This is a genomic window from Streptomyces sp. G45, assembly GCF_049542095.1.
Taxonomy (GTDB): Bacteria; Actinomycetota; Actinomycetes; order Streptomycetales; family Streptomycetaceae; genus Streptomyces.
On the sequence record NZ_JBMUZU010000001.1, the window covers coordinates 984,931 to 1,003,992 of the forward strand.

Consider the following 19,062-nt stretch of genomic DNA (forward strand, 5'->3'; position numbering starts at 1 on the left):
CCCCGTTCGGTCGTTCACTGTTCGTCTGCGCGTGCGTGGCGGCCGCGTTCGCGGGCGCGGCCGAGGTCGTGGGTGCGGTCGAGGTCGTAGGTGCGGTCGGGGCCGGGTGTGCGGTCGGGTTCCCGCGTACGGATGTGCTCGCCGAACGCCAGGACCAGGTCGCGGACGCGGGTCGCGTACGCGTCGAGGTCGTCGAGGCGGACGTGCTCGTGCGGGGTGTGCGCGCCGTTGCCGTCGAGGCTGCCCGGGCCGCACACCGCCGCGTACCGGCCGGGGCCCGCCGCCCAGATGGCGTCGCAGGTGAACGCGGTGCCGTCGGCGACGCCGTCGTGCCGGGGCAGCCCGCACCGGGCGAGCAGCGCCTCCATGGCGGCGTCGCGGTTGGCGAGGGCGGGCAGGCCGCGCTTGCGCCACTCCACGCCCACGACCCGGTCCCAGTCGGCGGCGGTCCGCCCGGCCAGGGCCGTGCCGTGGAACCGGTCGGCGAACGCCTTGCCCGCCTCGGCCGCGAGCCGGTCGACCTCGGCGGCCAGGCGCCGTCCGGTGGCGGTGTCGAAGTAGGCGATGTTCAACAGGAGTTCGCCGGTGCCGTACACGCGGTTGTGGGCGGTGCCGGTGTGGACGCCCGCGACGCACACCTTGGCGCCGGTGCCGCGAGTCAGCCGGTCGAGTTCCCCGCCGAGGTGGCAGGCGAGGAAGCCGAGGGCGAGCGTGGCGTTGTGGCCGTCCCCCGGGTGGTCGTCGGTGGCGTCGGCGCCGGTGACCCGCAGCACCGGCGTCATGGTGGCGCTGCACGCGTCGAGGACCCGCAGCCCGGTCGGCTCGGCGAACAGCATCAGCCGCCCGGTCTCGCCCCGCTCCACCAGCCAGCGCGTGCCGTACACGCCCATGGCGCCGCCCTCCTCACCGGGCACGGACTGCAGCCGCGCCTCCACGGTGTGCGCCAGCCACGGCGCCTCGGCGTACGCGGCGGCGATCCCCACGGCGGCGGCCACGCCGGGCCCCTTGTCGTCCACGGCGCCGCGCCCGTGCAGCACCCGGCCGTCCAGGCGGGGCGGCAGGTGCGGGCCGACCGTGTCGACGTGGAAGTTGACGACGAGGCGGCGGTGCTCGGGCGCGGCCTCCCCGAAGCCGAGCACCAGGGACGGCTGGCCCGCGAGGAACGCCGGGTCGGCCGCGGCCCGCAGCACCGGCAGCGGGGTGACGGCGCTCGCCAGGTGCTCCACGGGCGGCTGGTCCAGGCGGCGGGTGGTGAAGCCCCGTGCCGTCGCGCCCTGGGCGACGACGCGCTGCGCGGCGGCGGTACCGGCCGGGTCGCCGCCCTCCAGCGGGGAGACACTGGCGGTGTCCATGAGGGCGAGCAGCCACTCCAGGTCGTCGGCGCGCAGCCGCACGGGGGCGGCGGGGCGGTCAGGATGGCCAGACGGCCCGGGGCGGTCGGGGCGGTCAGCCATGCCTGGCCTCCGGGCGGTCCGCCGCGTCGGCCGCCGTGCGGGCCCCCAGCTCGTCCCGCACCAGGGCCGCGAAGCGCTCCGCGCACGCCCGGTACCCCGCTTCGAGCCGCGCCGGGTCCCCGCTCACGTTCAGGTGCGGGATGTGCGCCACGTGCGGCTCCAGGCTGTACCAGCCGTGGTAGCCGAAGCCGCGCAGCATCCGCAGGCAGGTGGCGACGTCGGCCTCGCCGTCCCCGGGCAGCCCGAAGACGGCCCCCGCGCCGCCCGTCGCGCGGGTGCCGTCCTTGATGTGCACGTGGTCGACGTACGGCAGCACCTCGGCCAGGAAGGCGACCGCGTCGTAGCCGTACGCCAGGCCGTTGCCGACGTCGAAGACCAGCCGGACGCCGTCGACCTCCCCGAGCAGCTCCAGGGTGTGCGCGGCGCTCTGGGAGGCCCAGCCGTGGCAGTTCTCGTGCAGCAGGACCATGCCCAGGTCCCGGGCGCGCAGGGCCAGTTCGCGCATCCGGCGCAGGGCCGCCGCGCGCCACAGGGCGTCCGGCCTGCCGTCGCTGGGGTAGGACATCACGCGCAGCCGGTGGCAGCCGAGCAGCCCCGCGTGCGCGGCCGCGCGCCGGAGGACCTTCTCTTCGTACGCGAAGTCGTCGGCGACGGTGACGGCCCACCCGCCGATGGGCGTGTCGACGACGGGCACGGCCAGGCCCGCCTCGGCGACGGCCGTGGCGATGCGCTCGGCCTCGGCCAGGGACCACTGGTGGGCGCCGCGGCCGTCCACGGTGCGCAGTTCGATCCCGGTCAGGCCGAGGTCGGTGTGGACGCGGATCTGGTCCGCGAGGCCGGTGGCGGCCTCGTCGCCGATCCCGCAGACCAGGATCTCGTCGGTGCCCGGCACGCCGCTCACGCCCCCGCCGCCGCGAAGTCCTCGACGGCGTCGGCCACGCGGTCGGCGGTCTCCAGCGGCAGCTCCGGGTACAGGGGCAGGGCGAGGCACTCGCGGGCCAGGCGCTCGGCGTTCGGGAAGTCGCCGGGGCCGTGCCCGAGGTGGCCGAAGGCGGGCTGGAGGTGCAGCGGCCTCGGGTAGGTCACCGCGGTCTCGATGCCGCGCCGGGCCAGGTACGCGCGCAGCGCGTCGCGTTCGGCCGCCCGGATCACGTACGTGTACACGGCGCGGCCGGAGGGCCCGGCCGGGGGCGCCACGACGGCGGGGCCCAGCGCCCGCAGGCGGGAGCCGTAGCGGTCGGCGAGGGCGCGGCGGGCGGCGGCCTGCCGGTCGAAGTCGGCCAGGCGGCGCAGCAGGAACGCGGCGGTGACCTCGTCCATGCGGCAGTTGAAGCCGAGCAGGTCGTGCCGGAACCGCACGGTCTGGCCGTGGTTGCGCAGCGCCCGGCACGCCGTGGCGAGCGCGTCGTCGTCGGTGACCACCATGCCCGCGTCGCCGCAGCCGCCGAGGGGCTTGGCCGGGAAGAAGGAGTACACCCCCGCGGTGCCCCAGCGCCCGGTGGGCAGCCCGTCGACGGTGCCGCCCAGGGTGACCGCGCTGTCCTCCACCAGGCGCAGACCCTCGCGGCCCGCCAGGTCCCGCAGGGCGGCCATGGGCGCCGTGTGGCAGAACAGATGGGCCGGGAGCAGTGCCGCGGTGCGGGCGGTCAGGGCCCGCCGCGCCGCCTCGGGCTCCAGCGCCATGGTGTCGAGGCTGACGTCGGCGAACGCGGGCCTCGCCCCGACGAGGGCGACGGCGCTGGCCGAGGAGACGAACGAGAAGGCGGGCGTGACGACTTCGTCACCGGGGCCGATGCCGAGGCCGCTGAGGATCAGGGTCAGCGCTCCTGTGCCGTTGGCGCAGGCCACGGCGTGCCGGGCGCCGACCTTCGCGGCGATCGCGGACTCCAGGGCCACGACCCGGGACTTGAGGATGAACTCGTCGGCGGCGGCGACCTCGGCGACGCACTCCACCAGCGCGTCCCCCCAGTCGGCGAACCGCCGGTCGAACGCGGCGAACGGCACGGTCGCGGTCATCGTCCGCCCCCGTTCCGGTCGCCGCGCGCGTGGAAGGCGCGGATGAGGTCGCAGACGTAGCGCACCTGGTCCTCCGTCAGGTCGGGGTAGAGCGGCAGCGCCACGGCGCGGCGGCTCGCGGCGGTGGCCACGGGGACGGGGTGTCCGGCGCCGCGCCGCCCGGCGAGGCAGGGCTGTTCGGGCAGCGGCCTGGGGTAGTAGACGTCCGTCCCGACGCCGTGCTCGGCGAGGTGGGAGACGAGGTCGTCGCGGCGGTCCGTCTCGATGAGGTACACGTACCAGACGAGGTTGCCGGGCCTGGCGACCTTCGCCTGCCGGGGTGTGCGCACGCGCGGTGCCAGGTCGCTCAGGTGCTCGGTGTAGCGGGCGGCGAGGTCGGCGCGGCGGGCGATGTCCGCGTCGAGGTGTTCGAGGCGGGTGCGCAGGACGGCGGCCTGGATCTCGTCGGCGCGGCTGTTCCAGCCGATGTCCAGGTGCTCGTACGAGCCGTCGGCGCTCTGCCCGTGCACCCGCAACCGGCGTACGCGGGCGTCGACTTCGGCGTCGTCGGTGAGGACGGCACCGGCGTCGCCGAGGGCGCCGAGCGTCTTGGTGGGGAAGAACGACAGGACGCCCGCCGCCCCGAACAGCCCGGCGTGCCGCCCGTCGACGCGCATGCCGATGGCCTCGGCGCTGTCCTCGACCAGCAGCAGCCCGTGCTCCTCGGCCAGGGCGCCGATGGCGGCCATGTCGGCGGTCTGGTGGAAGAGGTGCACCGGCATGATCGCCTTGGTGCGGGGAGTGATCGCCGCCGCGGCCCGCTCGGGGTCCAGCGCGTACGAGTCGGGCAGGACGTCCACCATGACGGGCTCGGCACCGGCGTGCAGCACGGCCGACGCCGTGGCGAAGAAGGAGTACGCGGGGACGATGACCTCGTCGCCGGGGCCGACGCCGACGGCCCGCAGCATGAGGACCAGGGCGTCGGTGCCGCTGCCCACCAGGGCGACGTGCCGCGCTCCGGTGTAGGCGCACAACTCCCGTTCCAGGTGGGCGACTTCCGTGCCCGAGGTGAAGCGTCCCGAGGCGGCGACGGCACGCAGGCGCGGCTCCAGGCGGGGCCAGTCGCGGCGGATGGACGCGGCCCCGGAGAAGAAGGGCACGGCGGGGCCGCCGGTGGTGGGCCCGGTGGGGGTGTGCTGCTGCTTCAGCATGGGGTCATCACCTCGTCGGTGTCGGGGGCGCCGGTGCGCGGCCCGCCGTGCGGTGCGGTGGTCGGGGTGGCCGCGCTGGTGTGCCCGGCGGCCGCTTCGAGGAGTTCGACGGTCCGCACGTGCGTGTCGAGGCCGCAGGGCGGTGGCGGCCCCTCCCCGGCGAAGCAGCGGTAGGCGGCGGCGAGGAAGCGGGTGAGCGGCGCGTCGTGGAGGAGCAGCCGGTCCGGGCTGCCGGGCAGGCGGAGCTGTCCCACGTCGTCGGCGTCGGACACCGGGTAGTGCGCGGTGAGCTGTCCTTCGGTGCCGGTCACGGTGAGGCTGCGGACACGGATCGGCGAGGTGAGGTCCGATACGAGGGTGCTGGTGGCCCCCGAGGTGTGGCGCAGGGTCAGGCGTCCGCCGCCCAGGCGTGGCAGGGGCGGGCCTGTCGGCCGCTCCAGGGGCCACAGTTCGGCCTCGGCCAGGGCGGCGGGGCCGAGCAGGTGCAGGGCGAGGAGCACCTGGTGGGGCAGCTCGACCTCCAGGGCCGAGGTGTGGCTGTCGGACCGGGCGCGCCGGAAGCGCGGCTTGCTCTGCTCCATGGCCAGCGCGACGGGCGCGCCGATGCCGCCGTCGGCGAGGCAGACCCGGATGCGTGCGGTGACCGCGCTGGAGGGCCACACCCCGACGGGCAGGATCCGCGCCCCGGCGCGCGTGAGCGCGGCGACGCGCCGGGCCCCGGCGGCCGTGTCGGCCAGCGGCTTCTCCACGACGACGCGGGACAGGCCGCGGTCGACGAGGGTCTCGGCGAGGGCGGCGTGGGTGCGGGCCGGGGTGGTGACGTGGGCCACGGCCCGCGCGGGGTCGACCTCGGCGAGGGCGTCGTCGAGCGTGGGGTACCAGCGGGTGCCCGGGGCAGGCGGTCCGGGCGCCGCGGGTCGACGGCGATGACGCGCGGCCCGTGCCCCGAGGTGCCCGCGAGCTGGCGCAGGCAGGGGTGGTGCAGGCCGCTGCCCGCGCGGCCGTAGCCGACGATGACGGGGACGAGGCCGCCGGGGAGGCCTGCGGCGGCGGTGCTCACCGGGTGGCCTCCTTCAGCTCCGCGACCAGTTCGCGGGTGGCGGCGATCCGGGCCGTCGCGTCCGGGGCGGCGCCGATGCGGCGCAGCAGCGCGCTGCCCACGATCACGCCGTCGGCGTGGCCGCGCAGCGCGCGGACGTGGGCGGGCGTGGAGATCCCGAAGCCCACGGCCAGCGGCACCCGGGAGTGCGCCTTGACCCGGTCGAGGAAGGCGGTCAGGCGCGGGTCGAGTGCGGCGCGCTCCCCGGTGACGCCCTCGGCGGCCAGGCAGTACAGGAAGCCGGTGGAGCACCGGGCGGTGTAGCGGATGCGTTCGTCGGCGCTGCCCGGCGCGGCGAAGAACACCGTGGCGAGTCCGGCGGGTTCGGCGTGGCCGCACAGGTCGTCCGCCATGTGCGGTGGCAGGTCGGGGACGACGAACCCGTCGGCTCCGGCGCCCGCGGCGTCCTTGACCAGCTCCGCGAGGCCGTACTGGAGGAACGGGTTGTAGTAGCCCATCAGGACGATCGGCGCCTCGACGCCGTCCTGGCGGGCCCGGGTCACCAGGCGCAGGACGGTGCCGATGGTCGTGGCGTGGGCGAGGGCGACGCGGCTGGACTCCTGGATGACGGGGCCGTCGCCCATGGGGTCGGTGAACGGGACGCCCAGTTCGATGACGTCGGCTCCCGCGTCGGCCGCGGCGCGGATCAGCGGCACGGTCTCCTCCGGCGTCGGGTATCCGGCGGTGAGATAGGTGACCAGGGCGGTCTCGCCGCGTGCCGCGGCGGCGTCGAAGGCGTCGGCGATGCGGCTCATCAGCGGTGGTCTCCGGGCTCGGTGGCGTACGGGGAACTCCGGTGCCGGGCGGGGGCGTTCGGGCGCCGGGCGGGTCCGCGGCGCCGGGTGCGCGCTGGGCCGGGTGGGCGCGCCGGGTGCCCTGCGCCTGCGCGGCGGGGGCGCCTCCGCCGCGCGCGTCCAGCGCCTCCACGGCCATCGCCAGGTCCTTGTCGCCCCGCCCCGACAGCGTGACCAGCACCTGGGCGCCGTCGCCGAGTTCCGGCGCCAGGCGCAGCGCGGCGGCCAGGCCGTGCGCGGACTCCAGGGCCGGGATGACGCCCTCCTCCCGGCTCAGGGCGGCGAAGGCGTCCAGGGCCTCGTCGTCGGTGACGCCCACGTAGGCGACCCGCCCGGTGTCCTTGAGGCGGGCGTGCTCGGGGCCCGCGGCCGGGTAGTCGAGGCCGGGGGCGATGGAGTGGGTGTCGAGGATCTGGCCGTGGTCGTCCTGGAGGAGGTAGGTGCGGGTGCCCTGGAGCACTCCGGGCGTGCCGCACAGCAGGGGTGCCGCGTGCCGTCCGGCGCGGCCGGTGCCGTCGCCCGCGGCCTGGGCACCGACGAGCCGGACGGGGTCGTGCAGGAACGCCCGGAAGGTGCCGATGGCGTTGCTGCCGCCGCCGACGCAGGCCACCACGGCGTCGGGCAGGCGGCCGGTGGCGTCCAGGACCTGGCGCCGCGCCTCGCGCCCGATGACGGACTGGAAGCGGGCGACGACCGTCGGGTAGGGGTGCGGGCCGACGGCGGAGCCGAGCAGGTAGTGGGTGTCGCCGGGGTGCGCGAGCCAGTCCCTGATGGCGGCGTTGATGGCTTCCCGCAGGGTGGCGCTGCCGGTCTCCACGAGCCGTACGTCGGCGCCGAGCAGCCGCATGCGGCGCAGGTTGGGCTCCTGCCTGCGGGCGTCGGCCACGCCCATGTAGACCACGCAGTCCAGGCCGAGGTGGGCACAGACGGCGGCGACGGCGACGCCGTGCTGTCCGGCGCCGGTCTCGGCGACGATCCGCTTGCAGCCCATGCGGGCGGCGAGGAGTGCCTGCCCCAGACAGTTGTTGATCTTGTGGGCGCCGGTGTGGGTGAGGTCCTCGCGCTTGAGCCAGAGCGTGACGCCGTCGGCGGTGCCGAGCCTGCGCAGCCGGGTGAGCGGGGTGGGGCGGCCCGCGAACCGCGCGAGCAGCGTGTCGAGTTCGGTGGTGAAGGCGGGGTCGTCCCGCGCCTGCTCGTACGCCTGCCGGAACTCCTCAAGGGGGCGGACCAGGGTCTCGGCGACGAACTGGCCGCCGTGGCCGCCGAACAGGCCCTCGGCTCCGTTCACGCCCGTGCCTCCCTCGTGGGGCGGCGGACCGGCACGCCGGTGAGGTCGCGCACCGCGTCGGCCGGGGAGCCGCTGGTCAGCAGGGTCTCGCCGACGAGGCAGGCGTCGTAGCCGTCCGCGCCGATCCGGGTCACGTCGGCGCGGTGGCGCAGCCCGCTCTCGCTGACGGTGACGACGCCGTCGGGGATGCGGGCGCGCAGCCGCGCCGAGTTGTCCAGGTCGACGGAGAAGGTGCGCAGGTCCCGGTTGTTGACGCCGATGAGGTCGGCGCCCGCGGCCAGGGCGCGCTCGATGTCCTCGGCGGTGAAGGTCTCCACCAGCGCGTCGAGCCCGTACTCCGCGGCGGCGGCGAGGACGTCGGTCAGTTCGGCGTCGGCGAGGGAGCGGACGATGACGAGGACGGCGTCGGCGCCGCAGGCGTGTGCGAGGGCGACCTGCCGGGTGTCGACGACGAAGTCCTTGAACAGGACGGGCAGTTCGACGGCCGACCGCACCTCGGCGACCAGCGCGGGCGAGCCGCCGAAGAACGGCTCGTCGGCGAGCACGGACACGGCCCGGGCGCCCCCGGCGGCGTACTCCTTGGCCAGCGGCACGGCCTCGGCGGCGGGCCACAGGTCGCCCTTGGACGGGGACTTCGGCTTCACCTCGGCGATCACGGACACGTCGGGCTTGCTGAGGGCGGCGCGGAAGCGTCCGGCGCCGTCGGGGCGGGCGGGGCCGGACGTCGGCACGGGGTGTCCGCCCGTGCGCCAGAACGCGCGTTTGCGGGCGACGATCTCATCGAGATGCATGGAGCGATTCCTCGGGGTCGGAGGGGGCGGAAAGGGGTGCGCGGCGGGCGCCGGGCGCGCGCAGGGCGTGCGTCAGGCGGCGGGCCGCGCCCGACGCCAGGGCCTCCCGGGCGCGCCGGACGCCGTCCGCGAGGTCGGCGGCGTGCCCGGTCAGGCGCAGCAGGGCGGCGGCGTTGGCCGCGACGGCGTCCCGCAGGGCCGCGGGTGCGGCACCGGCGAGCAGGGCTTCGGCGAGCGCGGCGGCGCGGGCCGGGTCGCCGCCCCTGAGGTCGGTGTGGCGGGCGGGGCGTACGGGCAGCTCCGCGGGGTCGATGGTGTGGGGCCGCACGCCGTGCGCGGTCACGGCGAGGACGCGGGTGGTGGCCGCGGTGCTCACCTCGTCGAGTCCGTCGTCGCCGTGCACGACCCAGGTGCGGCGGTGGCCGAGCAGCCCGGCCGCCTCGGCGAGCACGTGCTGTTCGCGCGGGTCGGCGACGCCGATGAGGCGCGGGCCGCCCGCGACCGGGTTCGACAGCGGGCCCGAGAGGTTGAACAGGGTCCGGAAGCCGAGGCGTCTGCGCAGCCGTGTCCAGCGTCCGACGGTGGTGTGCAGCGCGGGCGTGTAGACGAACGCGAAGCGGTGGCGGCGCAGGGACGCGGCGATGCCCGCGGGCCCCGGGTCGACGGGCACGCCGAGGCGCTCCAGGAGGTCGGCGCTGCCGCAGGCGCTGGTGGCGGCCCGGTTGCCCGCCTTGGCGACGGTGGCGCCCGCGGCGGTGGCGACGAGCGCGGCCAGCGTCGACAGGTTCACCGACTGCGAGGCGTCGCCGCCGGTGCCGACCAGGTCCGCGGTGGCCGTGCCGTCCCACGGGACGGGCGGCGCCGCGGCCAGGACGGCCCGGACCAGGGCGGCGACCTCGGTCGCGGCGTGCCCCTTGCGGGCGAGCGCGGTGAGCAGGGCGGCGGCGGCCTGCTCGCCCGCCCGGTCGGTGAGCAGGGCGCGGGCGGTCGCGTCGGCGAGGCCGTCGTCCAGGTCGCGGCCCGCGGCGGCTTCCCTGGTGGCGGCGCGCAGGGTCGCGTCGGGATCCTGAGGGGCGCTCACAGGTGGTGGATCCCGTCACCGGTCGGCAGCGTCTGCCAGGTGTCGAGGACCAGCGGCGCCGCGTACCACAGCGGGCGGTCGAGGAGTTCCCGGTGCGGGGTGACGAGGATGACGCAGTCGTGGGCGGTGACGGACTCGCGGACCCAGTCGGCGCGCTCCACCACCTCGCCGTCCACGACGAGTTCGGTGAGGTACGGGTCGGTGTAGCGGGGCTTGGCGGAGCGCTTGCGCAGCTCGCGGATGATGTCGAGGCCGGGGGCGTTGCGCGTGTCGGGCACGCCCGGCTTGTAGGTGACCCCGGCGACCAGGACGCGGCTGCCCGCGAGGTCACCGCCCTGGGCGCGCAGCAGGTCGGCGAGGCGGGTGACGACCCGCCGTGGACGCTGGCGCACCTGCCGGTGCGCGGCGTCGAGGAGCGGCATGGCCACACCGCCGTACGCGGCGTAGTCCTTCAGGAAGAGCGGGTCGACGGGGATGCACTCGCCGCCGACACCCGGACCCGGCCAGTGCGCGAGGAACCCGTACGGCTTGGTGGCCGCCGCCTCGATGACCTCGCGGGCGGGCTCCGGCCAGTTCGCACAGGTCGGCCAGTTCGTAGGTCAGTGCGATATTGACGAGCCGGAAGGTGTTTTCGAACGCTTTCGCCACTTCCGCCGTCTCGGGCGCGCCGACCGGGAATACGGAATCGGTGATGCGCCCGAAGAGCAGTGTCGCGCGCCGAGTGCATTCCGAGGTCAAACCCCCGATCACCCGCGGCGTGTTGCGCAGCGTCCACTTTCCTCCGGAAGCCGGATTGATGCGCTCCGGCGCCATCGCCACATGGAACTCGCGCCCCGGCGTGAGCCCGGTCCGTTCCGCGATGCGGTCCGCGAGCCCCGAAGTGGTGCCGGGCGGCACGGTCGATTGCAGCACGACCAGTGATCCCTCGCGCACATACCCGGCGACGGTGTCCGCGGCCGCGTTCACATGGCGGAGATCGGGCTTTCCCCTGTCGGTCGCCGGTGTCGGGACGCAGATGACGAACGCGTCGGCCGCGCCCAGCGCTTCGGCCCGCGCGGTGGCGGTCAGCGTCCCGCTCGTCGCGAGGAGTCTGGCGTCCGCGACATCGGGAAGGTAGGAGGTGAGAGCGGTCAGGCGACCGATCCGCTCCTCGTCTATGTCGTAGCCGACGGTGCGCACTCCGGACTCGGCGAACGCGACGGCCAGCGGCAGTCCCGTGTAGCCGAGCCCGACGACGGCGACCGTCGTCGTGTCCCGTGACAGTTCATCAGGCGTGGTCCCCAGCATGGTGGCTTCCCCCGTGCCCTTCGGCTTGTGCCGCCCTCGGCGGCGATGAGGATCGACGCACGCCCCCATTGCAAGCGCCGTATCCTCACATCCCCGGAGCGGATCCGGAATCAATCCGGCCCGCCAAGAAAAGAATTGTCGCCCACCGGATAGACCGGTTCGCTCCCGCACGCGCCCCGTGTGAATAAGCGGAACACCGTGCTGCGAGGAACGAATGGGCTGCGCCCCGCGTCCTAGTAAAGCCGGACCCTTTCATGAGAACCAGTCCACCTGGGAAAGAAATGGGCAGACCAGATGTCGTGGCAAATTCAACTATCGATCGACCGCGCCGCGGACGAGCCGCTGCACGCTCAGCTCCGCACGGCCATCAAGAACATGATCACGACCGGCCTCCTCAGGCCGGGCGCCCCGCTCCCCTCAAGCCGCCGCCTCGCGGACGACCTCCGCCTGTCCCGCAGCGTGGTGGTGGAGGCCTATCAGCAGCTCACCGCGGAGGGCTATCTGCACGCGGTGAGCCGCTCCCGCACCCGCGTCGCCGACCGCGCCCCCACGGCCGCGCCCGGCCCCGCCCCGCGCCCCGGGGCGCCCGCCGGGAGAGCCCCCCGCGCGGAACCCGCCCGCCGCGACCCGCACCCGGGCCCCGCCGACGTCACGGCGTTCCCGCGCCGCGAGTGGCTGGCGTGCCTGCGCCAGGTCCTCCAGACCAGCGGGCCCGAGCGGCTGGAGTACCCGCCGCTCGCGGGCGTCCTCCCCGCGCGGGAGGAGATCGCGGCGCACATCGGGCGGGTCCGCGCGGTGCGCACCACTCCGCAGTGCCTGATGGTCACCGCCGGGTTCGCCCAAGGCCTGACGCTGCTGTGCCTGCTCCTGCGCGACCTCGGCCTGCGCGCGCTGGCGGTGGAGGACCCGGGCAACCCCGGTCAGCGGCGCGTCATCGAGGCGGCGGGCCTGCGCGCGGTGCCCGTCCCGGTCGACGGCGAGGGCCTGGTGGTGGAGGGGCTGGCCCGCGCCGACGCCCGGGCCGTCCTGACCACGCCCACGCACCAGTTCCCCACCGGCGCCGTCCTGTCCCCCGCGCGCCGGGCGGCGCTCGTCGCCTGGGCGCGGGACGTCGGCGGCCTCGTGATCGAGGACGACTACGACGGCGAGTTCTGGTTCGACCGCGCCGAGCGGCCCGCCTCCCTGCAGAACGCGGCGCCGGACCAGGTGGTGTACGCCGGGTCGGTCAGCGCGACGCTCGCCCCGGGCCTGCGGTTCGGCTGGCTTGCGGTACCGCCGCGCCTCGCGGAGCCGTTGGAGCGGGTGCGGGCCCGGCAGGACCTCGGCGGCTCCGCCCTCGACCAGCTCGCGTACGCGGAGTTCCTGCGCAGCGGCCGCCTGGAGCGGCATCTGCGCCGGATGCGCAAGCGCTACCGCGAGCGCCTCGACACCCTGGTCCACGCCCTGGAGCTGAGGCTGCCCGACGCGCGGGCGCACCGCCCGGCGGCGGGCCTGCACGTCCTCGTGTCCCTGCCCGAGAAGCTGGAGGAATCCCTCGTGACCCGCACCGCCCAGCAGCACGGGGTGAGCGCGCGCGGCATCGCCGAGTTCGCGCTGGAGCACCCCCCGCCGTCGCCCGCCGTGGTGATCGGCTACGCCCCGCACTCCCGCGACGCCCTGACCGCCCTGGTCGAGGCGCTGGCCGAGGCGGCGCGATGAGCGGCCCGGAGCGCCGGACGGCGACGACGACGCGGCGGCCGTCGCGGGCGGCCACCGCGTACCGGGCGGCGCGGGCGTCAGCCTCGTACCGCGCGGCATCCGCGGCTCAGGGCGCGCGAGCCTCGGCCGCACACGAGGCGGCGACCGCCCGCCAGGCCCGGCCCGCCCCCCAGGCCCGGCCCGCCCGCCAGGCCCGGCGCACCCGTCGAGCCCGGCGCGCGTCAGCCCCGCACCACGCCCTGACTGCCCGTCAGGCCTCGCGCGCGGCGGCCACGAACTCGCGGATGAGCCCCGCGTCCTTCACGCCCCGGCCGCGCTCCACGCCGCTGGACACGTCGACGCCCCAAGCCCCGGTGTCCGCCACGGCCTGGCGCACGTTGCCGGGCCCCAGTCCCCCGGCGAGCAGCCACCGGCCGTCGGCGCGCCCGGCGAGCGCCGCCCAGTCCCAGGGCTCGCCGGAGCCGGGCTTGGGCGCGTCGACGATCAGCAGGTCCTCGCCGTGGCTGCCGCAGGCGAGGTCCGCGCCGCCGGTCCCGGACACGGCGCGGACCAGGCGCTGCGGAAGCGCGCACGCGGCGGCGTAGTCACCGGGCGTGTAGGCGTCGCCGTGCAGTTGCACGGCGCCCACGCCGGTGCCGTCGACGGCCGCGGCGACCTCGGCGGGCGGCGCGCCCGCGAACACCGCGACGGTCAGCACGTGCGGCGGCACGTCCGCGAGCAGGGTCCGCATGCGCTCCGGCGTGATCTGCCGCGGGCTCGGCGCGAGCACGAAGCCGACGGCGTCCGCGCCCGCGTCGACCGCCGCGGCCACGTGCGACGGCTCCCGGAGCCCGCAGATCTTGACGAACATTCACCGCTCCTGAACGGATGGAGGTGGACGAGCAACGGCCCCGAGTCAAACACCTCGGGGCGCCCCCGCTCCAGTCCAGTCGGCGACGCCGCACCCGGACCACGCCCCGCGCCGCCCGGGTGCGACGTCCGCCGCTACGGCAGGTACAGCGTGTACAGCAGCCGGTCGGGCAGCACCGGCGGGGTGCCCTGGAGGACGCCCGTGGTGGCGTTGTCGACGAGGCCCCGCTTGACCCGCGCCGGGGTGTCCTTCGGCCGGAACGCCAGGTGCAGCGCCGCCGCGCCGGTCACGTGGGCGGTGGCCATCGACGTACCGCTGATGGTCCGCGTCGCGGTGTCGCTGTCGTGCCAGGCGGAGGTGATCTCGACGCCGGGCGCGAACAGGGACACGCACCGGCCGTGGTTCGACGAGGAGGCCCGCCGGTCGGCGCGGTCGCTGGCGCCGACGGTGATCGCCTCGGGCAGCCGCGCCGGGGACTGGTCGCAGGCCCCGCCCGCGCCACCACCGCTGCCCGCGGCGACGGCGTAGGTGACGCCGGAGCGGATGGAGGCCCGCACGGCGCTGTCGAGGACGTCGTTGGCCTGCCCGCCGAGGCTCGATGTTGGCCACCGCGGGCTTCACCGCGTTCTTCGTGACCCAGTCGACGCCCGCGACGACGCCCGCCGTGGTCGCCGAGCCCTGGCAGTCCAGGACCCGCACCGCGACCAGCCGCGCCTCCTTGGCGACGCCGTACGTCGTGCCCGCGGCGATGCCGCCGACGTGGGTGCCGTGGCCGTGGCAGTCGGCGCCGTCGCGCCCGTCGCCGACGGTGTCGACGCCGACCGACGCGCGTCCGCCGAAGTCCTGGTGCGTGGTGCGCAGGCCCGTGTCGATCACGTACACGCTGACGGCGCGCGCGGTGGTCCGGTAGGTGTACGTGGTGGACAGCGGCAGCTTGCGCTGGTCGACGCGGTCCAGGCCCCAGGGGGCGTTCTGCTGGGTCTCCTCCGCGGGGGCGGCGGCGAGGCGCACACGGGTGTCCTGGTGCACGGCGGCCACGCGCGGGTCGGCGGCCACGCGCCGCGCCTGCGCGAGGGACATCCGCGCGGAGAACCCGTGCAGCGCCGAGCGGTACAGATGGCCGAGCCGCGCCCCGTCGGCGCGCGCGAGCAGGTCGCGCGCGACACCGGGCACGGCGGTGGACGCGGGCTCCTTCAGGACGACGATCCAGCCGTCCGGCACGGCCGTCTCACCCGCCCCGGCCAGCCGTGGCGTGCCCATGGGGGCGGGCGCCCCGGCGGCGGGCACCGTCGCGGCGGCCGTGCCGAGTTGCAGGCCCGTGGCGAGCAGGGCCGCGGACAGCACCGCGGCGGCGCACCGGACTGTGGGTCTCCTCATGGCTGCACCTGACCCTTTCGGTGGTGGGGGTTTCCTACAGGCGTACGGGGTGCGGGGGCGGGCCGCGCGAGCGGCGGTGGGGCTCAGCCGCACCGGCCCGCCGGGCGGGCGCGGGTCACGACCTGGCTGGTGCCGGTGGTGGCGTCGATCCACAGCACCTGACTGCCGGGCCCGGCCGCGGCGGACAGCTGCTCGCCCCGGTTGCAGGAGACACGGCCCCTGCTCGTCGCCGGGTCGTCCGGGGCGCCGTCGGCCGCGAACTGCCAGAGCTTGGCGAGGGACTCGTTGCCCCCGTCGGCGGCGGGCGGCCGCGCGCCGACGGTCACCGCCGCGTCGGAGGCCGTCAGGTCGTAGCCGTTCACCGCGCCGGGACCGCCCTCGGAGCTGAGGTCGACGACGTGCGTGCCGTCGAGGTCCGCTCGGCGCACGGACGTCGTGCCGTCGCCCGGGACCGCGTCCCGCAGCCACAGGACGTGCCGTCCGGTGACGGCCGTCGGACCGAGGCCGGTGCCGCCCGGCACCTGCTCGATGACCCTGTTCTCGCCGCTGGCCACGTCGATCACGCGCGTGCTGTACGCGTACTCGGCGCGCACCCGGCGCCGCTCCTGGTAGACGACCCTGCCCGCGCCCGCCGACGGGAAGAACGCGCGGTGGTAGGAGCCGCCGCCGACGCTGCCACCGACCTGCGGATCCTTCAGGCTCAGGTACTTCACACCCTGGCGGCCGCCGTGGTTGTAGTACGAGAACGTGACGACGTCGCCGTCGACGTCCACGGCGCCCGCCACGCCCCGCGCGTTGTGCCAGAGCTTCTTGACCGGGCCGCCCGCCAGCGGCCTGGCGAGGATGTCCACGCCGGTCGGCCCGTGCGCCTGCCACACCGCGGTCCTGCCGTCGGTGGCCGGATGGACGTGGAAGCGGCCGTCGTTGGGGCTCAGCAGGGTGAGCGGACCGCTGCCGTCCGTGCGTCCCGCCCACACCGAGTACGGCTCCGACCCGTCCTCGTTGGACCGGGACGCGACCCACCGGCCGCCGCCCGAACCGAGCCGGGAGGCATCGGTGTTGACCCGGTCGAGCAGGGTGTCGGAGTCCACGCCGAGCGCCAGCTCCCAGCCGGGCACGATGCCGTGCGCGGCGAAGGCCCGCTGGAGCGCCCGCCGTTGCCCCGCGTCCACACGCAGGTCATCGGCGGCGGCGAGCACCGCGGCGCGGCCCTCGGTGAAGCCGTCGAGCGGGGTCAGGTACTGGGTCAGCGCCCGGTACACGATCCTGTCGGCGAGGGTGTCGCCCAGGTCCTCGCGGGCGTCCCACAGCGCCCCCGCGAAGATCGTGGAGTTCCGGTGGACGCCGCCGTTGTCGGTGCCCATGCCGACGCCGAGGAAGTGCCGGGAGGTGGTCCGGCCGTCGTTCAGGTCGCGGATCGCGCAGGCGCGCGGCCCCTGGCTGCGGCACAGGCGCTCGCCGACCAGGCCGGAGTCCGGGTCGCTGGTGGCGACGCCGTACGCCGCGTTCTCGACGGCGTTGCCGAAGTAGTCGGCGATCGCCTCGTTGAGGGCGCCGGACTGGCCCGCGTACACCAGGGCGGCGGTGTGCTCGACGACGCCGTGCGTCATCTCGTGGCCGACGACGTCCAGACCGGCGGCCAGCGGGCGGTACTCCTCGTCGCCGTCGCCGTAGACCGTCTTCTGGCCGTCCCAGAAGGCGTTGACGTACGGCTGCCCGCCATTCCTCACGCCCACCAGGGAGTTGAGGGTCATGCCGTGGTCGTCGAGGCTCATGCGGCCGTGCTGGTCGCGGTAGTAGTCGAAGACCCGCGCGGCGCCCCAGTGCGCGTCCACCGCGCCCGCGTCGGTGGCGTCCCGGCCGAAGGCGGGCGTCGGCGAGCCGAACTCCTGGATGCCCTGCGGCCATTGGCCCATGACCTCGCTGACGTCCCTGCCGCGCGCGTCCCAGGTGGACAGGGTGCGGCCCCAGCCCTCGTCCTCGGGGATGCGGGTGGTGTCGCGCAGCACGTACTGCTCGCGCCAGGGGTCGCGCTCCACGTCGAGCGCGACGCCCTCGCCGTCCAGTTTGACGCCGGAGCCCTTCTCGCGCGGCTCGGCGCGGGCGGCGGTGGCGGTGCCGCTCCCGCGCGGCGCCGTCGCGGCCCCGGCGCCGGGCTCGGCGCCGCCGAACGTCTTGATACCGCTGTACTGGAGGACGGGGTACCCGGCGCGCGCGTCGACGTAGACCTCGCGCAGCACGGGTGCGCCGGTCGTGGGGTCGGTGCCGCGCACGGTGACGTGCCGGGTGAGCAGGCCCGCGCCCCTGGGCAGCACGACCAGGCCGCGGGCGGTGCCCGTCAGGGGCGGCTCGTCCCCGGGCTCCGGGGCGCCGCGCGTGGGCGCGAAGGCGCGGGTGCTCAGCTCGTCGGCCACGGCGTCGACGGCGCGCTCGGCGGCGGCCTCGGCGCTGATCTCGGGCGTCGTGGCGGTGCGCAGCTCGGTGAAGTACCTGCCGGAGGTGCCGGTGACGGTCCGCTCGCCGCCGCCCCGCTCGCGCAGGCGCACGACGTACTGGCCACCCAGGACCGGTACGCCCCGGTGCCGCTGCTGGAGCCGCACCGCCTTCTGGCCGTCCGCCGCGGTGGACGTCCCCGTCGGCACCAGGTCCCGGCCCGGGTTCGCGATGTGGTAGCGGTCCCGCTTCCGCGCCAGGTGGGCTCGTGCCGCGGCGGCCGCGCTCGCCGCGTCCGGCGCCCGCTCCTCCAGGCCCCGCACCAGCGCGGGCGTCCGCGTGCGCTGCCCGGGCAGCACCTCACCGGGGCTCGGCGGCGGGCTCCCCGTCGGCTCCGCCCCGGCGGGCGCCGCCGAAATGACGAGTGCGGCGACGCTGACCAGCGCCGCCGCACTCGCTGTCCCACCCCGCCGCGCCCTGGCTCTCCGGGCTCTCCGCGATCTCCCCGACCGTGCGCCCCGCTGCCGCATCCGCTCCCCATCCCCTCACGCCCAGGCCCGGCCGACGGCGTGGCGCCGCCGGGAGAGCCATGGAAGCGACGATGCGGCGGCCCATCAATGGGGCGCGGGATTTCACGGGCGACTTCCGGCCTATGTGAACTCCCTTGTACGCCCATGGTGTTGACGCGGACGTCACTGGCGCTGACGCGGACACCGTTGGTGTCGACGTGTACACCACTGGTGTCGACGTGTACGCCTCTGGTGTCGACGTGTACGTCACTGGTGCCGACGTGTACGCCACTGGTGATGACGGGGTGTCACGCACGTGATGCCCGCCAGCCCCGGTGTCGGGGGTCACTCGGGGCTCCGGGCCGCCTGGTGCTTGTTGAACTCCGCCACGTTCCGCTGCTGCTCCGCGTAGTTCGCGGTGAAGCGGGTGTCGCCCGGCTTCACGGTCACGAAGTAGAGCCAGTCGCCGGGCGCGGGGCTGGTCGCCGCGCGCATCGCGGCCTCGCCGGGGTTGCCGATCGGGGTCGGGGGCAGGCCCATGCGGGCGTAGGTGTTGTACGGGCTGTTGAGCTTGGTGTCGCGCCGAGTGGTGTGGAGGGTGGAGCGGTTGAGGGCGTAGTTGAGGGTGGAGTCCATCTGGAGGGGCATGCCGCGGTCCAGGCGGTTGTAGATGACGCGGGCCACCTTGCCCATGTCCGCCTCGGAACCCGCCTCGGCCTCGACCATGCTCGCGATGGTGACGGTCTGGTAGACGTTCACCGCGTTGCGGTCGGCGCCCGCCGTGACGTGGCTGCCGCTGAACTTCTCGTTCGCGGTGTTCACCATGTACGACAGGACGGACGCCGGGGTCGACTGGGAGGCGATGGGGTACGTCGCCGGGAACAGATAGCCCTCGGGGTTGCCCCGGCGTCGCCCGGCAGCTTCAGGTCGGCCTTGGCCACGGACTTCTTGGTGGTGCCCGGCGGCACGCGCAGGGCCTTGTCGACGGCCTCGTAGACCTGTCCGGCGCGCCAGCCCTCGGGAATGGTGAGGGTCCGGGGCCTCTCTTCTTCGTCGTCGGGGAGCAGCAGCGGGACCGCGACGGCGGTGGCCGCCGCGACGGTCCCGGTCGCGATCACGGCGATCCGGCCGCGCCGCGTCAGCCTGAGCGCTCCCCGTTTAGTGCCCCGTCGCGGGGTGGTGGTGTGCATGCGGG

Annotated in this window: 12 protein-coding genes and 5 pseudogenes; 1 reads left to right on the forward strand and 16 read right to left on the reverse strand. The window is 75.8% G+C overall.

Annotated elements, in window-relative coordinates; genetic code table 11:
* Positions 1–14 precede the first annotated feature (14 nt).
* The 12 genes and pseudogenes from ACOBQU_RS04120 to ACOBQU_RS04175 all read right to left on the reverse strand — a co-directional run.
* A complete protein-coding gene (locus ACOBQU_RS04120; protein ID WP_423624535.1) occupies positions 15–1,454 on the reverse strand; it encodes a M20/M25/M40 family metallo-hydrolase in 1,440 nt (479 codons plus the stop codon).
* Positions 1,447–2,355, reverse strand: coding sequence for a sugar phosphate isomerase/epimerase family protein (locus tag ACOBQU_RS04125; RefSeq protein ID WP_423624536.1), 909 nt, complete (start codon positions 2,353–2,355; stop codon positions 1,447–1,449). The genes ACOBQU_RS04120 and ACOBQU_RS04125 overlap by 8 nt, the downstream gene beginning before the upstream one ends.
* On the reverse strand, positions 2,352–3,470 hold the full coding sequence (locus tag ACOBQU_RS04130; RefSeq protein WP_423624537.1) for a DegT/DnrJ/EryC1/StrS family aminotransferase: 1,119 nt from the start codon (positions 3,468–3,470) through the stop codon (positions 2,352–2,354). The genes ACOBQU_RS04125 and ACOBQU_RS04130 overlap by 4 nt, the downstream gene beginning before the upstream one ends.
* The gene (locus ACOBQU_RS04135; protein ID WP_423624538.1) at positions 3,467–4,660 is read right to left on the reverse strand and encodes a DegT/DnrJ/EryC1/StrS family aminotransferase; all 1,194 of its coding nucleotides are present in this window, start codon (positions 4,658–4,660) and stop codon (positions 3,467–3,469) included. Before ACOBQU_RS04135 ends, ACOBQU_RS04130 begins: the two co-directional genes overlap by 4 nt.
* A complete protein-coding gene (locus ACOBQU_RS04140) occupies positions 4,654–5,634 on the reverse strand; it encodes a Gfo/Idh/MocA family oxidoreductase (RefSeq protein WP_423634240.1) in 981 nt (326 codons plus the stop codon). Before ACOBQU_RS04140 ends, ACOBQU_RS04135 begins: the two co-directional genes overlap by 7 nt.
* Before the next feature lie 82 nt (positions 5,635–5,716).
* A complete protein-coding gene (gene trpA / locus ACOBQU_RS04145; RefSeq protein WP_423624539.1) occupies positions 5,717–6,514 on the reverse strand; it encodes a tryptophan synthase subunit alpha in 798 nt (265 codons plus the stop codon).
* Positions 6,515–6,635: 121 nt separating this feature from the next.
* Positions 6,636–7,841, reverse strand: a pseudogene (gene trpB, locus ACOBQU_RS04150) (tryptophan synthase subunit beta); the annotation flags it as partial.
* Positions 7,838–8,632, reverse strand: coding sequence for an indole-3-glycerol phosphate synthase TrpC (locus tag ACOBQU_RS04155; protein ID WP_423624540.1), 795 nt, complete (start codon positions 8,630–8,632; stop codon positions 7,838–7,840). The gene ACOBQU_RS04155 and the pseudogene trpB, both read right to left, overlap by 4 nt.
* Positions 8,619–9,713 carry an anthranilate phosphoribosyltransferase gene (trpD, locus tag ACOBQU_RS04160; protein WP_423624541.1) on the reverse strand — a complete coding sequence of 365 codons (1,095 nt, stop codon included), beginning with the start codon at positions 9,711–9,713 and terminating at the stop codon, positions 8,619–8,621. The genes ACOBQU_RS04155 and trpD overlap by 14 nt, the downstream gene beginning before the upstream one ends.
* The gene (locus ACOBQU_RS04165; protein ID WP_423624542.1) at positions 9,710–10,135 is read right to left on the reverse strand and encodes a UDP binding domain-containing protein; all 426 of its coding nucleotides are present in this window, start codon (positions 10,133–10,135) and stop codon (positions 9,710–9,712) included. Before ACOBQU_RS04165 ends, trpD begins: the two co-directional genes overlap by 4 nt.
* 36 nt (positions 10,136–10,171) lie before the next feature.
* Positions 10,172–10,261: pseudogene (locus ACOBQU_RS04170) on the reverse strand (hypothetical protein); the annotation flags it as partial.
* Between the two features lie 25 nt (positions 10,262–10,286).
* Positions 10,287–11,069, reverse strand: a pseudogene (locus tag ACOBQU_RS04175) (nucleotide sugar dehydrogenase); the annotation flags it as partial.
* A 225-nt stretch (positions 11,070–11,294) separates the two neighbouring features.
* Here ACOBQU_RS04175 and ACOBQU_RS04180 point away from each other — a divergent pair.
* Positions 11,295–12,698, forward strand: a complete 1,404-nt coding sequence (locus ACOBQU_RS04180) for a PLP-dependent aminotransferase family protein (protein ID WP_423624543.1) — start codon at positions 11,295–11,297, stop codon at positions 12,696–12,698.
* Between the two features lie 250 nt (positions 12,699–12,948).
* Here the strand turns inward: ACOBQU_RS04180 and ACOBQU_RS04185 are convergent, their stop codons facing one another.
* The 4 genes and pseudogenes from ACOBQU_RS04185 to mltG all read right to left on the reverse strand — a co-directional run bounded on the left by ACOBQU_RS04185 (position 12,949) and on the right by mltG (position 19,057).
* On the reverse strand, positions 12,949–13,548 hold the full coding sequence (locus ACOBQU_RS04185; protein ID WP_423624544.1) for a phosphoribosylanthranilate isomerase: 600 nt from the start codon (positions 13,546–13,548) through the stop codon (positions 12,949–12,951).
* Between the two features lie 134 nt (positions 13,549–13,682).
* A pseudogene (locus ACOBQU_RS04190) lies at positions 13,683–14,925 on the reverse strand (S8 family peptidase).
* An 83-nt stretch (positions 14,926–15,008) separates the two neighbouring features.
* Positions 15,009–17,888: a M4 family metallopeptidase gene (locus ACOBQU_RS04195; RefSeq protein WP_423624545.1), complete on the reverse strand. Its 2,880-nt coding sequence runs from the start codon at positions 17,886–17,888 to the stop codon at positions 15,009–15,011.
* Between the two features lie 324 nt (positions 17,889–18,212).
* A pseudogene (gene mltG, locus ACOBQU_RS04200) lies at positions 18,213–19,057 on the reverse strand (endolytic transglycosylase MltG).
* Between the last annotated feature and the right edge of the window lie 5 nt (positions 19,058–19,062).